14 protein-coding genes are annotated in these 13,016 nt (G+C 37.8%); 9 read left to right on the top strand and 5 right to left on the bottom strand.

Annotation, left to right across the window (positions count from 1 at the left end; all coding sequences use genetic code 11):
- The first annotated feature begins 19 nt into the window (after positions 1-19).
- From CNR22_04555 to CNR22_04530, 6 genes are all read left to right on the top strand, one after another.
- Positions 20-280: an acyl-CoA-binding protein gene (locus CNR22_04555; GenBank protein PBQ34815.1), complete on the top strand. Its 261-nt coding sequence runs from the start codon at positions 20-22 to the stop codon at positions 278-280.
- A complete protein-coding gene (locus CNR22_04550; GenBank protein ID PBQ31068.1) occupies positions 280-789 on the top strand; it encodes a DUF4442 domain-containing protein in 510 nt (169 codons plus the stop codon). The genes CNR22_04555 and CNR22_04550 overlap by 1 nt, the downstream gene beginning before the upstream one ends.
- A 57-nt stretch (positions 790-846) precedes the next feature.
- On the top strand, positions 847-1,314 hold the full coding sequence (locus CNR22_04545) for a DUF4442 domain-containing protein (GenBank protein PBQ31067.1): 468 nt from the start codon (positions 847-849) through the stop codon (positions 1,312-1,314).
- Between the two features lie 103 nt (positions 1,315-1,417).
- Positions 1,418-1,861 carry a hypothetical protein gene (locus CNR22_04540; GenBank protein ID PBQ31066.1) on the top strand — a complete coding sequence of 148 codons (444 nt, stop codon included), beginning with the start codon at positions 1,418-1,420 and terminating at the stop codon, positions 1,859-1,861.
- Between the two features lie 73 nt (positions 1,862-1,934).
- Positions 1,935-3,164, top strand: a complete 1,230-nt coding sequence (locus CNR22_04535; protein ID PBQ31065.1) for a long-chain fatty acid transporter — start codon at positions 1,935-1,937, stop codon at positions 3,162-3,164.
- 11 nt (positions 3,165-3,175) lie between these two features.
- Positions 3,176-4,483 carry a hypothetical protein gene (locus tag CNR22_04530; protein PBQ31064.1) on the top strand — a complete coding sequence of 436 codons (1,308 nt, stop codon included), beginning with the start codon at positions 3,176-3,178 and terminating at the stop codon, positions 4,481-4,483.
- A 113-nt stretch (positions 4,484-4,596) separates the two neighbouring features.
- On the opposite strand, the gene CNR22_04525 is transcribed toward CNR22_04530, so the two are convergent.
- From CNR22_04525 to CNR22_04510, 4 genes are all read right to left on the bottom strand, one after another.
- The gene (locus CNR22_04525; protein ID PBQ31063.1) at positions 4,597-6,228 is read right to left on the bottom strand and encodes a hypothetical protein; all 1,632 of its coding nucleotides are present in this window, start codon (positions 6,226-6,228) and stop codon (positions 4,597-4,599) included.
- Positions 6,229-6,374: 146 nt separating this feature from the next.
- Entirely contained in the window at positions 6,375-7,118 is a 744-nt protein-coding gene (locus CNR22_04520; protein ID PBQ31062.1) for a DNA-binding response regulator, read from the bottom strand.
- Position 7,119: 1 nt separating this feature from the next.
- The gene (locus CNR22_04515; protein ID PBQ31061.1) at positions 7,120-9,141 is read right to left on the bottom strand and encodes a hypothetical protein; all 2,022 of its coding nucleotides are present in this window, start codon (positions 9,139-9,141) and stop codon (positions 7,120-7,122) included.
- A gap of 284 nt (positions 9,142-9,425) precedes the next feature.
- A complete protein-coding gene (locus tag CNR22_04510; protein PBQ31060.1) occupies positions 9,426-9,605 on the bottom strand; it encodes a hypothetical protein in 180 nt (59 codons plus the stop codon).
- On the opposite strand from CNR22_04510, the gene CNR22_04505 reads away from it, so the two are divergent.
- Genes CNR22_04505 through CNR22_04495 form a run of 3 tightly spaced genes read left to right on the top strand, consistent with a single transcriptional unit; the run spans position 9,599 to position 11,509 of the window.
- Positions 9,599-10,117, top strand: coding sequence for a hypothetical protein (locus CNR22_04505; GenBank protein PBQ31059.1), 519 nt, complete (start codon positions 9,599-9,601; stop codon positions 10,115-10,117). The genes CNR22_04510 and CNR22_04505 overlap by 7 nt on opposite strands.
- Positions 10,114-10,689 carry a hypothetical protein gene (locus CNR22_04500; GenBank protein PBQ31058.1) on the top strand — a complete coding sequence of 192 codons (576 nt, stop codon included), beginning with the start codon at positions 10,114-10,116 and terminating at the stop codon, positions 10,687-10,689. Before CNR22_04505 ends, CNR22_04500 begins: the two co-directional genes overlap by 4 nt.
- The gene (locus CNR22_04495; protein PBQ31057.1) at positions 10,676-11,509 is read left to right on the top strand and encodes a mechanosensitive ion channel protein MscS; all 834 of its coding nucleotides are present in this window, start codon (positions 10,676-10,678) and stop codon (positions 11,507-11,509) included. The genes CNR22_04500 and CNR22_04495 overlap by 14 nt, the downstream gene beginning before the upstream one ends.
- Here the strand turns inward: CNR22_04495 and CNR22_04490 are convergent.
- Positions 11,506-12,963, bottom strand: a complete 1,458-nt coding sequence (locus tag CNR22_04490; protein PBQ31056.1) for a hypothetical protein — start codon at positions 12,961-12,963, stop codon at positions 11,506-11,508. The two genes, CNR22_04495 and CNR22_04490, sit on opposite strands and share 4 nt — an antisense overlap.
- Positions 12,964-13,016 lie beyond the last annotated feature (53 nt).

Here is a 13,016-nt window from a genome sequence, read left to right as displayed (position 1 = left end):
TACTAAAGATAAAAATACAATGAGCGATTTAGAACAAAAATTTGAAGACGCAAAAAAACGCGTAATGGATCTTCCTGAAAAACCAGATAACGAAGTTATGTTGGAACTGTATGCTTTAAATAAACAGGCAACTATTGGAGATGTAAATATTGATAAACCCGGTATGTTTGATTTTGTTGCCGCAGCTAAGTATAATGCCTGGAACGGTAAGAAAGGCATGAGCAAGGAAGAAGCACAACAAAAATACATGGATTATGTAGAAGGTTTATTCAAGAAATAATGGACAAATTAAATTCATTGATCCAAAAAGCGAAGCACTCAAAGTTTTATCTTTGGCTGTTGAATCGGATTTTATTGAGGACTGTTCCTTTTAATAAACCCCATAACATACGTGTTACGAAGATTGGTGACAATGAATTAACAATGATGGCCGGCAACATTAAAGCCAACCGAAACCACATTCGCGGCATTCATGCTTGTCTTCTCGCCACACTTTGCGAATATGTTTCCGGATTAAGTTTGCTGGCAAATTTTTCTCCAAAAGAATACCGCATAATTTTAAAGAATATTCACATGACTTATCACTACCAGGCAAAAACAGCTGTGTACGTGAAATTCAAAATAACAAAGGAGGAAATTCAGAATGACATTTTGAATCCTTTAAAAACGACGGAAGCTGTCTTCAGGGAATTTCCTGTTGAAGTTTACGATACTGACAATAACCACATCTGTACAGGATTAATCAACTGGCAAATTAAGGCCTGGAAGAACGTTAAAATGAAAGTGTAAGGTTTTTTTACATTTATTTTTTGGAAGTATATTCCATAAAAAAAAAGGATAATATATATGATGATATCCGAAAATAAATTAAAGTGGTTAATGCGTTTTTATCCGCCTATGCTCTTTCAACGGATTTGGGTGATGAAAATATACAAAGGATTTACAGGCATTGATGTAAAAATTAACCGGAGCCTTTTTACGACCAATCTTGGCAATTCTATTTTTGGGGGAACGATTTTTTCGGCCACTGATCCTTTCTATGCATTGCTGTTTGGGCAGTTAATGCAGCGCAAAGGTTTTAAAATAACGGTTTGGTTAAAAAGCGCGCAAATTCAATACATTAAGCCTGGCAGAACCGATCTTCACTATTCCATAAAAATAAGTGAAGAAATGATTACGGAAGCAGAAGGTGTTTTACGTGCCGAGGGAAAATTTATTAAAGCTTATCCTATTGAAATTTTTGATACCAGTGGTGAGCTTTGTGCAACCGCTTTAAATGAAGTATACGTTCGCAACCTGGAGTTTAAGAAATAGTGAAGCGTGTTTAAACGAAACATAATTCATTGCTTGTAACGTCAGGAATTATAAATAATAAAAATTGGTAAGTAAAATTTGTAAATCATTAAAACTAAAAACTATGAAAAAATTATTTGTTATCTCGTTTATGTTGTTTATGACAGCATTTGGTTTTGCACAAACTCCTGACCCAGACGCTGTATTGGGCACTTGGCTTACAGCAAGTGGAAAAGCAAAAGTTACTATTTATAAAGAAGGAGCAAAATACAATGGAAAAATTACATGGTTAAAAGAACCAACCTATCCGGATGGAAAGGTGAAAGTAGATAAAAATAATCCTGATAAAGCAAAGCAGTCTGTTCCTATTCTTGGATTAAATATGCTAAAAGGATTTGTATTTGATGACGGGGAGTGGGAAGACGGAACTATTTACGATCCTGAGAATGGTAAAACATATAGTTGTACAATCAAGTACCGTGATGGGAAACTAGATCTGCGCGGATACATCGGCATTTCTTTAATTGGAAGAACGCAGACCTGGTTTAAAATTCCGGATTCTAAATAACAGATACGCAAATTTTAATAAGGTGTTGCTGTTAATCAAAACAAGGCGAAAAAAATGACAAAAAAATAAAAACATGAAACATCTACAAAAATTAACAGCAGCACTTATCTTCTGTTTACCTTTCGCCACAAGCGCACAAGGTTACCAGGTGAATTTACAGGGCCAGGTTCAACAAGGTATGGGCGGCGCCGGAACCGCCTATATGCAGGATGCCGCGGCGTTATTTTATAACCCGGGGGGTGCGTCATTTCTAAAAGGTAATGAGATTTCTATTGGTGTGAGTCCGACAATACCGAACGGGCAATTTCTGGATAAAAATACGGGTCAAACTTCGCGAACTAAATCCCCGGTAAGTTTCCCCTTTGCTGCCTATGCTTTATTTGGTGCTAAAGATACAAGCAAGTTAAAATTTGGACTTGCAGTTTATACGCCCTTTGGAAGCACTGTAGAGTGGGAGAATGGTTGGATCGGACGTTTTGCACTCACGCGCCTGCAACTGCAATCTATTTTCTTTCAACCTACCGTGAGTTATAGGCTCACCAGCAAACTGGGTATCGGTGCCGGTTTTGTATACGCAAACGGAAAAGTTAATTTACAGAAAGACATTCCTGTAGTCGATGCAAACGGTAACTATGGTCATGCCGAACTAGACGGTAAAGCTAACGGTTACGGGTTTAACGCAGGAATATATTACAAACCCATGGAGAAGTTTTCTGTAGGGCTTACTTATCGCTCACAGGTAAATATGAAAATCAAAGAGGGGGATGCCACTTTTACAGTGCCATCTTCTCTTTCTTCTAACTTCCCCAATGGAAAATTTAAAGCAGAACTTCCATTGCCGTCTGTTCTAACTTTAGGACTGGCTTACGATGTCACTTCGAAATTGGCACTGGCACTGGATATAAATTATGTTGGCTGGAAAGCTTATGATACACTTTCTTTTGACTATGAAACTAATACAGCATCTTTAACAGATACTAAGTCGGCAAGAATGTATAAAAATACGCTGGCCTTCAGGCTTGGTGGACAATATAAAATAACCGAAGCCTTTGCTTTACGTCTTGGTGTAGCTTACGGAATTACCCCGGTTCAAAACGGCTATATGACTCCTGAAACTCCTGACGCGAACAGGATTAATTATACTATAGGGCTGGGATATACCATTAAGAAAAGATTTGGTGTGAATGCTTCTTTCTTATTTACAACATTAAAACGAGAAGATACAAATCTTGAGACGAATATGAGTGGCACCTATCAGACAAATGTATGCATTCCAGGTATCTCCTTATTTTATAAATTTTAATTCTAAGTATCATGCAAAATATATTTTATAAAACGCTTCTAGGAGCCTTTGCTGCAGTAGCAATAGTAAGTTGCAAACCTGATCAAAAAGCTCCAACACCTGAAGCCGGATCTTTGGATGTTAGTAAATACGTGTCCATCGGAAATTCGATCACCTCCGGCTATGCAGACAATGCTTTGTATTACGACGGACAAATGGTTTCTTATCCAAATCTTATTGCACAGCAATTTAAACTCATAGGTGGCGGAGAATTTAGGCAGCCCCTGGTAAACATGAGTTCGGTGGGTATTGGCGGATCTTTAAATTCAAAATTGACACTCGGCTATAAAAAAGATTGTAAAGGTGTCACAGCTTTATCTCCGGTTGGAGGAGCAGGTGACTTTAGTATTTTTACATCAAACATTTCTTCAACGGGTCCTTTTAATAATATGGGCGTACCTGGTGCCAAATCTTTTCACGTTCCGTATCCGGGGTATGGAATGGCAAATCCATTTTTCGGGCGCATGACCGCCAATCCTCAAACGTCCTCTATTCTTGCAGAAGCTTCAGCGCAGAAAGCAACCTTCTTTTCTCTTTTTATTGGGAACAATGATGTGCTGTCGTATGCCTTAGCCGGGGGTGCAGCAGATTCGGTAACAAACGTTGCCTATTTTGGTGGTGTTATTGATTTAATAGTTGGAACGATGATGTCAAATGGGGCAAAGGGAGTTATTGGAAATATTCCTGATGTTACGAATATTCCTTATTTCACTACTGTACCTTACAATGGTTTAACACTCGATGCAACGCAAGCCGCAGGGTTAAGTGCTGCCTATGCACAGCTTGGCATTAAATTTTCGGAAGGGAGCAACGCATTCATCATTGCTGATGCTTCAGCTCCTGGTGGCATGCGTCAGATTAAGTCAAATGAATTGATTTTATTATCGACTCCACAAGATTCACTGAAGTGCGCAGGCTGGGGCTCTACTAAACCGATAGCGAATCAATACGTTTTGAGCACTACCGAAATCGCAAACATACAAAATGGTGTGGCGGGTTTTAACGCTAAACTCAGAGCTGTAGCAGATGCAAAAGGTCTGGCGTACGTGGATGTTAATGCTTTTATGGCACAAGCAAAAAAAGGAATTACCTACAACGGAGTTCTAACTTCTGCTACGTTTGTGAGCGGGGGTGCTTTTTCTTTGGATGGGGTGCATTTAACACCAAAAGGAAATGCTTTGTTAGCTAACGAGTTTTTAAAAGCTATAAATGCAAAATATAGTTCTACTGTACCTTTATTAAATGTTGGTGATTATAAAGGCGTTGTTTTTCCAAACTAAATTTATGCAAAACAACAAACGCCCGTAACAAAGTTTTACGGGCGTTTTTTTTTTGTAAATAAAATAAAAAAGAAGTCTCTCCCCGGAGACTTCTTTCCGAAGGAAAATTTTAATTAATCTTTAATTAATTTAAAATTATACACTTCACCCAAAGTGCTGGTTGCTTTCACTAAGTAAATTCCCGGAGAAAAAGAGGATGTTATCAGCATTCTGCTTTCTTGTGTGGTGGTATAGGCTACTAATTGTCCTGATATATTATAAATGCTTACACTGCCCTCGAAATTCTGAAAGTTTAATTCATCTTTAAATGGATTAGGATAAATAGAAGGTTGAAGTGAAGTGGAAAGTGTGTTTTCAAATCCTGTGCAATTTGATACAGAAACTGTTGTTACCACATTGGCGGATTTACATCCAGCCTGAGAAACCCCGTACACGGTAAATTGCTGTGCGCCCGCCGTGCTTCCAGCCGTATAAGTAAATGCAGTGAGTGTGGAAGCTGAGGCGCCAGTCCAACTATAAGTTGCAGCGCCGTTAGCCGTTAAGGTTACTGTTTGCTTTACACAAATTGTACTCCTGGAAGCTATGGCGGTTATAGTTGGATTAGGATTTATATTAAGCGTTACGTACTGTCCGCCCAGGCAACCATTGGTGGCTGTTCCCACTACCGTAAACTGAGTTGAACTTAAGGTGTTTACTTGGGGTGCAGATAAAGTTATCGGGTTTGAGGTATAACTATTTGTTCCCAGAAAATAAGTGTAAGTGTTAGCTCCGCTGGAAGTTACCGCTACTGTATTTCCTGAACAAATAACACCATTTGGATTAAAAGCAACAGCAACAGTTGGACTTGCTTGTACAAAAATATAAGATACGTCCAGGTGCTGGCATCCTGTGGCATTTTGACCAAGGGAGCAAATTTCCCTGACTCCAGCCTGGGTAAAAGTATATGCTGTAAGGCTCGTTGTTGCGCCGTTAAACCAGGTATAAGTAGTCGGAGCATTAGAACCCGCCGGATATATTTTTAATTGTGTGGACGTTCCGGTACAAACTGTTGGTGTGTTGGTTACATCGCCGAAAAAATTAGGGCGGGCGCAAGGCATTTGATAACGCACCTCGTCAAGTCCAATGTAATTTCCGTTGGGTGCGGCATCTCCACCATTCTCTATGTAATATCTGAAAGCAATTCGCCCAACTCCTGGTGTGGTTATACCTGTTAAAGAATAAGTATTTGCCCATGACCAGAGATTTGCAAAAGTAGATGTCATGTTAGGATTGATGTCAGCAATAAGCGTGGTAAATGTACCTGCGGTGTTTGTTGCAGAACCCGCTGAACTACCCACGTTATTACCGGTGCCAAAACTATAGTAGATCTGCAATCTTTCCGGCCTTCCCGGATTTGCTGTAAAACTCTTAATTGAAAATTGAAGGATACCCCCGTTTGTAAGATTTACCGTTGGCGTAATTAGCCAGCAACTAATTGTATTTGTTGCTCCGGTTAAACTGGTGGCGTATTTATCTACAGAAAAATAATCGTCGGGATTGCCCTTCAAAGCGGTAAGGTAGGAATTTGCATTTCCCTGCCTCCAGCCACTTGTGTTGGTGCCGGTAGTTGAGGAAAGATTTTGCACGTCCCAACCGCTTGCAACGGGATTAAAGGGTGCAGTGAAACTTTCGTAAAGAGTAACCTGTGAGCTCATGGTAAAAACAGAGCAGGCAGCGAGTGCGAGTAAAGTAATTTTTCTTTTCATGAATTTTTGTTATTAGTAATAAGTTTAAATCCTTGTGGATTCAAGTGCATACCCAACAAAAGTCGTGCAGTTTTACACTGGATGGAAGAGAGATTTATAAACGTAGGGGAGATACGAAAAAGCGTCGTAAGCGAATTTAAATTCGTTTAAATAGAGTTGAGAAGACTCATCAGCGTTTCTTTTTTTCTTACAGAAACCGGTACAGTAGAATCATCTTTCATCGTTACAAGGTTTTGTGTTTTCTCAAAACAAAAAATGAATTCACTGTTTATCAGGTGCGATTGGTGAACTCTTATAAACCCATTCGAACTCAGGAGTTCATCAAATTCTTTCAGGAGTTTGGATACAACAATTTTTTTCCCTTTTTCGAGATATACCTCTGTATAACTTCCTTCTGACTGAAAGCGAATAATTTCGTTAAGGTGCACCGAGTAAATTCGCTCCATGGTTTTAAGAACAAGTTTTTGTCTTTGTTGCAAAGGCTCTGAAACATTTCCCAACAAGGTTTTGAGTTGAGAATTCCATTCGTTGTTATTAAACTGTTGCTCAGCTTTAGAAACAGCGTTAATAATATCTGGCGGAGCGATGGGTTTTAGCAAATAGTCAATAGCACTGCGTTTAAAAGCGTTTACTGCAAATTCCTGGTGAGCGGTTATAAATATAATTTTAAAATTAATAAGTGGAAATTTATTCAGGAGATCAAACCCTGTTCCATCCTGCATTTGAACATCCAAAAAAATAAGGTCAGGTTGTAATTGAATAATTGTTTTATATGCTTCGCCAACGGAAGAGGCTGTGGCTAAAATTTTTACCCTGGGGCAATAGTCTCTTAAAATAGAAGAAGTTAACTCTGTCGAGTTTTTTTCGTCGTCAATGATTATAGCCTTCATTTTATAAAGTCAGATAAGGAGTTGCAAATTTTACATAAACACCCGATGAATTTTTTTGAGTCATAGCTTTGTCTTTAATTTCTATTTCGAAGTCTGTATTGTTCTGCATATTCATTGTTTCAATACGTTCTTTAGTAATCTGTATGGCGAGAGACTTGTGTTTTTTATCAAACGCGCTTTTTAGTTTTAAAGACTCACTTAGTCCAATTCCATCATCTTCTATTTCGTACAGAAGTGTATTGTTTTTAAGAGAAATTTTGATAGACAGAAAACCTTCTCCGTTTTTATAAAAGATGCCGTGCTCAATAGCATTCTCTATAAAGGGCTGGGCGAGCATGGGTGGAATCATTACCATATCCATTTCGAGCTGGGGGTCGATCTTTAACTCGTAATTTAATTTATTGTCGAAACGTAATTTTTGCAGCTCCAGGTAGTTTTGTAAAAAGAGATGTTCGTCACTCAATGAGATTACGTCCTTACGTGAAAAATCAAGAATCATGCGAATAAGCTCCGAAAACTTTTTCAGATAGATGCCGGCGTGCAAACTATCCTGCCGGAAAATGAAATTTTGCACGGCAGTTAAGGAATTGAATATAAAATGCGGGTTCATTTGTGAAACCAAAAGCTGTTGTTTCAAAAGATTATGCTTTTGTTCGTTGATTATGTTTTTCTGCCTGAAATTATTGTAAATGAACAAGGCGCTTAGTAATATTAATAAAAGCAAAAAAGAGACAATGATTAGCAGCGTATTTCTTTTAACGACTTTCTGCTCTGCTTCAAATTTTAAAGCATTTAATTTTTTTTCGGTCTCGGCTTTAGCCAATAGCTGTTTTTTTTCAAAATCGTATTTCACCTGGCTCCGGAATAATTCTTCCTTGGCCCGGTCTACATTTGAAACATCCCTGTTCTTAAAATAGAAGGCATACATCTCTTTCGCTTTCTTTAAATCATGAACCTGCGAATACAACATGGCAAGATTTATTGCCTTGTTAACTGCCATGGGCATAGCCTCCACGTTCTTAAAAATTCTAAAAGCAATTGCACCCTTCTCTATAGCCTGATTTATATCACCCAATTCGTGTAGAGTGCTGCTTAAGATATTTAATGTTATACCAATACATAAACTATCCTTAAGCTGTTCTCCGATTTTAAGGGCTTTTAAGCAAGCTTCTTTAGCTTTTAAAAAATCACCTTTTTCTATGTAACCTTGCGCAAGATAAGTGTAAGAATCAGCAAGATCTCTGTCATTAACCGGATTTGTGCAAAGTGCTATCGCTTTTTTGTAATTGGGAATGGCGTTATCGGGATCGTATGTGTAATAATAAATATTTCCCAAAGCATTGTAAGTGCGAATCATGTTAATCGTATTCTTCATCTCGGTGTGAATAGCAAGAGCTTTTTTTATTAGCATAAGTGCTGAATCACTTTGATTTACATTGCGGTAAATACCGGCAAGGTTTCCAAAAGCAAAAGCCATACATTGCTTATTACTTTGAACAATTGCTGGTCTGGTATCGTTACTTTCCGAGAATCCCTTTAATGCCCTGTAATAAAACTTTACGGCTGTAGCCTGATCTCCCAAGTGCTCATAACAGGTGCCCATATTCAGATAACATTTATTTATGCCACTTTCGTTGTGCAGAGTAGTGTTTAATTTTAAAACTTCTTTGTTATAATAAAGCGAGCTTTTATAATCTCCTTTTATTCCATAGGTAGCTGCCCGCACAAGCATAGACTGAGCCATACCCCTCCTATAATTTATTTTTTTAGAAAAATCGTAGGCCAGATTGGTGTAAGCGATAATTGTATCAGGCATTACGGTATAATAGGTCTGGCAAATTTTGTCTAAGGCAATAAAACGGACCGTATCGTGAACTTTTGTGTCTTTCCAAACGCTCCATAGCGAATCTTTTTTGTTTTGAGAGTGAAGTGTAATGCTAAAAATGAGAAGTCCTAACAATGCCTTTATTCGGAGACTTCCGGTTGGCTTGTTAATTCTTTTTTTAATGGTGGGTGACTTCATGTTATTCACGAAGAAAGTGAATTTTTTGCAAAAAATAACGGGGAGGAAAAGCTTATTAAATAAATTTCAGAAAAAAATTCTGACTTGTTGAATTATAAATCTGAAACTAATCATAAGTTAATTGTTTGTTTACTCTTTTCAGTAGAGGATTGAAAGTTTGTGTTTTTTTTGGTCTGCTTTGTAATTGTTTTTTGCAAGCAAGGTAAAACCGGTTATTTGTTTTTTAACTAAAACTGTTGCGGCTGTTTGCATGAATTAATTTAGAAGATAAATGAAACGGTCTTCTAAGCGCAGGGTTTTAACGAATAACTTTCGGCTTGCTTTTGAAGACAATCATCGCTTAGTGTCCCTGTATCAGCTACTTTGTAGAATTCATTTCCCAATACTAACTGAAACCCTTTAGTTAAAGGCATTTCATGAAGGCATGTAATTGGAGATAGTTTTAAAAAAAAAGAAGATGTCATTTAGCTCTGCCCGTAAAACCTTAAAAAGAAATCATTTTTTTGAAAAATTTGCCAGTGCGGTTACCGAAGCAACAGGAAGCACGTATGCATTTTTAATTGCCTTGTTTGTAGTAAGTGGCTGGGCAGTATCCGGGCCGATTTTTAATTTCTCTGAAGATTGGCAGCTGGTAATAAATACAGGAACCACAATCGTTACCTTTTTAATGGTGTTTCTCATTCAGAAATCACAAAATAAAGAATCGCTTTCGATTCAGTTAAAGTTAAATGAATTGGTGGCAGCTCATGAATTTGCAAGCAACCGTTTGGTAAATGTTGAATGTATGACAGAAGATGAATTGAAAGTGATTAAAAAGTATTATTCAAAACTAAGTGAATTCGCTAAAAAGGAAGAAAGTTTGCAGCATTCTCATTCTATTGATGAAGCAGAATATAACACCGAATTAAAAAAGGAACTGGATGCTGAGAAAGAGAGCCGATTAACCTTTGGAAAAAATAAAAAAATGAGATCATGAGAAAAAGACCGGTTTGTATTTACGTGGATAATTCTAACATCTACATTGGCGGACAGGAAACTGCCAGGCATAAAAAAGAGGACAGTCATTCCCTGAGAATAGCGTTTGAGAATTTTCTTTACCTCGTAACCCAGGGTGATATGGGATTTGACGAAATGGTTTGGGCTGGAAGCGGAAATGCAGAACACGAAGATATCTTTAAAGGGATTACTGATAAGGGAATAGACTTACAACTTATTCCGCGTGCAGCAAGCGGCGAAAACGAAACAGTAGATCAGGCTATTCAACTTTCTATGTACCGCCATCACCGGAAATACCGCGAGACTCCCGGAACTATAGTGCTTTGCACAGGAGATGGAAAAGGCTTTAGTGAAGAAAAAGGGTTTTTATACGACGTAAAAGGCTTTACCGAAGATGGATGGAAATTGAATTTGTTTAGTTGGGATTCCATTTGTCACCATGGGTTAAAACATTTTGCAAAAGAGCATGGGCATTATGTGTCACTCGAAGACCATTACAATACCATCACTTTTATAAAAGATGGACGCCAGGTAATGCCTGTCAGACTTTAAATTCTTGGTAACTTTGGAAAGATTTTTAAATAATTTTCATTTTTCATGGAACGCTTTCTTAAGTCATGTTCCTGAAATCCTGGGGGGAATTCTTTGTTTTACACTTACATTATTTCTTGCTAATTTTTTATCGAAACTCGCCTCAACTTATGCAGTGCGACGTTCAAAAGACATCTTGATTGCAAATTTTGTTGGAAAAATAATCTGGACAGTTATTTTTATTTTCGGAACCGTGTTGGCTTTAGGCATACTCGGTTTAGGAAATGTTTCCAATAAAATTCTGGCTGGTGCGGGCATAACTACTTTTGTTGTAGGTTTTGCCTTAAAGGATATCGGCGAAAATTTTCTCTCTGGTATTATTCTTGCCTTTAGCAGGCCTTATCATGTAGGAAATCTTATAGAATGTACCGGTGTTAAAGGAATTGTGAAAGACATGACGATGCGCCAAACCACGGTAGAAGCGGAGAATGGTAAAATTATCATGATACCGAATTCGGCGATCTTAAAGAATCCTTTAACACGCTATCTCAACGATGATAATAATTTGAGGCAGGAATTCTCCATCAGTATTGAGTCTTCGAAATTACAGGAGGCGGTGATCCTGATTAAAAAAACAGTAAGCAACTTTCAATACGTGATGAATGAAGAAAGGCCTGTAAAAGTTGTAGTTGATAGTATAAGCGGCGATAAGATAAAAATGCTGGTTATCTATTGGTTCAGTGCCAAAGCTTTTCACGGTTCCCGCTCTGGAAGCAAATCAGAAATTATGATGGCTGTGATTATGAAACTTAACGAAGCGGAAGTTAAATTTTCAGGCTAATTGCATTCCCACAAAATATTTTTTACCGGACTTACGTATTTGTAATCTGGCTGGGTGAATTCGCCCATATAAATTATTTTTAGTGACTTCAGTTTTTGATCTGGGTGTTTTTCGTTCCAAACGCGGCGCGAATAATTACAAAAATAACCTCTTAGATAATTATGGGAAGTGAAGATGAGGTTTTCAGAATATTTTCGCCAGCGGTCATTTCTAAACATGCCAGAAATAGTTGGCGGCTTTTTATACGTAACACCTTTTCCATCTTGCCACAAATCGATAATCTTATTTTTATCTGTTTTACCTTCAAGAATAAACCAGCCATCATCTTTAAAAACGCCCGGAGCAAACATTCCCCAGTTTTGATCAAGACGTAAACTATATCCAATAAATCTCAATTCATTAGAAAGTTTACTTTTTATAAAAGATAAATTACTAAAGTTCCAGTCGAAGATGAATAAGGTTAAAAAAACAAGGGTAGCTGTTTTTGCATTTTCAAAAAAGGATGATCTTGCATAAGTAGGTTTTTTCCAGCGAATCAAGTGTTCCAGGAAATTCGAGAGCGCTAAAAAAGATGCGGAAATTAGTGTTTTTAGTTTTGAAGTCCGTTTGTCAAACCAATCCATGGTAATAGAAGGGAGAATGCCCAGGCAGGTTGTCATTCCTATTAAAGGAAACATCCCTATATATAAAGTAAGGCTGTTCCACAAATGAAAAATCACAACGAATAAAACTCCGGTTAGCCTGAACCATTGATGTTTGAGGGGAATAAAAAAGAGGAGCGGGGTAAGGAGTTCAAAATAATAGGCGAGCATGGTAAGCTTTTTAAGAAGCTCGGGATAATAAAATAAGGAGTTGGTAATTGGGTAATTTACCTGGTCGAGTCCGTATACATAATACATGGCGGTAAAATCATGATCCCATTCCGGACCTTTTAATAAAGCCGACCCTGTGTAGATATAACAAATTTGCAAAAGATAAGCGAACACCGCCACTGAATATATAGTAGGTTCACTAAAGTGCTGCTTTTTGTCGAGCAAGGCGTCGCAGGAATAGCGTGCTCCCCAGGGAATAAACATCGCCCAAAATAAAATCATGCGTAAAAGATCGTCTCCTCCCTGTAATATAAATCCATTGCGATTATGCAACGACAATAACATAAACCACGAAAGAAAGGTAAACAAACGCGTACGGTAACCTATAAATAAAAGAAAAGCAAAAAGGTAGGCAGTTAAAAACAGAAAAAGCTGAACTTGCCAGAGCCCACTCATAGTGTGAATGGATATAAAATAATCATTCCATCCTTTTTCAAATAATAAATTGAGAGGTACAACTCCTGAATTAGCGTAAAACGCCTCCAGGTCAGTTATTCTTACGCTTAAGTCTAAAAGTATAACAACCGCTACGCAAATGCGCATCAGTGCCAGAGCTCTCAGATCAAAGGAAAGATATTTCATAATAGTTTTGCAAACTTTTAGGAGTGTTGCCGCAACTTTGCAATTTCGTAAAA

It is taken from the genome of Sphingobacteriaceae bacterium (assembly GCA_002319075.1).
In the GTDB taxonomy this organism is placed as follows: Bacteria; Bacteroidota; Bacteroidia; order B-17B0; family Aurantibacillaceae; genus Aurantibacillus.
Note: the sequence above shows the minus strand (reverse complement) of the source record. Positions and strands in the feature narration are given on the sequence as shown.

What these genes read in the sequence shown, in the direction of transcription:
- CNR22_04500 (PBQ31058.1), top strand. Translation starts at nt 10,114, where the DNA reads ATGAGAAAAAGACCGGTTTGTATTTACGTGGATAATTCTAACATCTAC.
- CNR22_04535 (PBQ31065.1), top strand. Translation starts at nt 1,935, where the DNA reads ATGAAACATCTACAAAAATTAACAGCAGCACTTATCTTCTGTTTACCT.
- CNR22_04550 (PBQ31068.1), top strand. Translation starts at nt 280, where the DNA reads ATGGACAAATTAAATTCATTGATCCAAAAAGCGAAGCACTCAAAGTTT.
- CNR22_04490 (PBQ31056.1), bottom strand. Translation starts at nt 12,963, where the DNA reads ATGAAATATCTTTCCTTTGATCTGAGAGCTCTGGCACTGATGCGCATT.
- CNR22_04515 (PBQ31061.1), bottom strand. Translation starts at nt 9,141, where the DNA reads ATGAAGTCACCCACCATTAAAAAAAGAATTAACAAGCCAACCGGAAGT.
- CNR22_04525 (PBQ31063.1), bottom strand. Translation starts at nt 6,228, where the DNA reads ATGAAAAGAAAAATTACTTTACTCGCACTCGCTGCCTGCTCTGTTTTT.
- CNR22_04530 (PBQ31064.1), top strand. Translation starts at nt 3,176, where the DNA reads ATGCAAAATATATTTTATAAAACGCTTCTAGGAGCCTTTGCTGCAGTA.
- CNR22_04505 (PBQ31059.1), top strand. Translation starts at nt 9,599, where the DNA reads ATGTCATTTAGCTCTGCCCGTAAAACCTTAAAAAGAAATCATTTTTTT.
- CNR22_04520 (PBQ31062.1), bottom strand. Translation starts at nt 7,118, where the DNA reads ATGAAGGCTATAATCATTGACGACGAAAAAAACTCGACAGAGTTAACT.
- CNR22_04540 (PBQ31066.1), top strand. Translation starts at nt 1,418, where the DNA reads ATGAAAAAATTATTTGTTATCTCGTTTATGTTGTTTATGACAGCATTT.
- CNR22_04555 (PBQ34815.1), top strand. Translation starts at nt 20, where the DNA reads ATGAGCGATTTAGAACAAAAATTTGAAGACGCAAAAAAACGCGTAATG.
- CNR22_04510 (PBQ31060.1), bottom strand. Translation starts at nt 9,605, where the DNA reads ATGACATCTTCTTTTTTTTTAAAACTATCTCCAATTACATGCCTTCAT.
- CNR22_04545 (PBQ31067.1), top strand. Translation starts at nt 847, where the DNA reads ATGATGATATCCGAAAATAAATTAAAGTGGTTAATGCGTTTTTATCCG.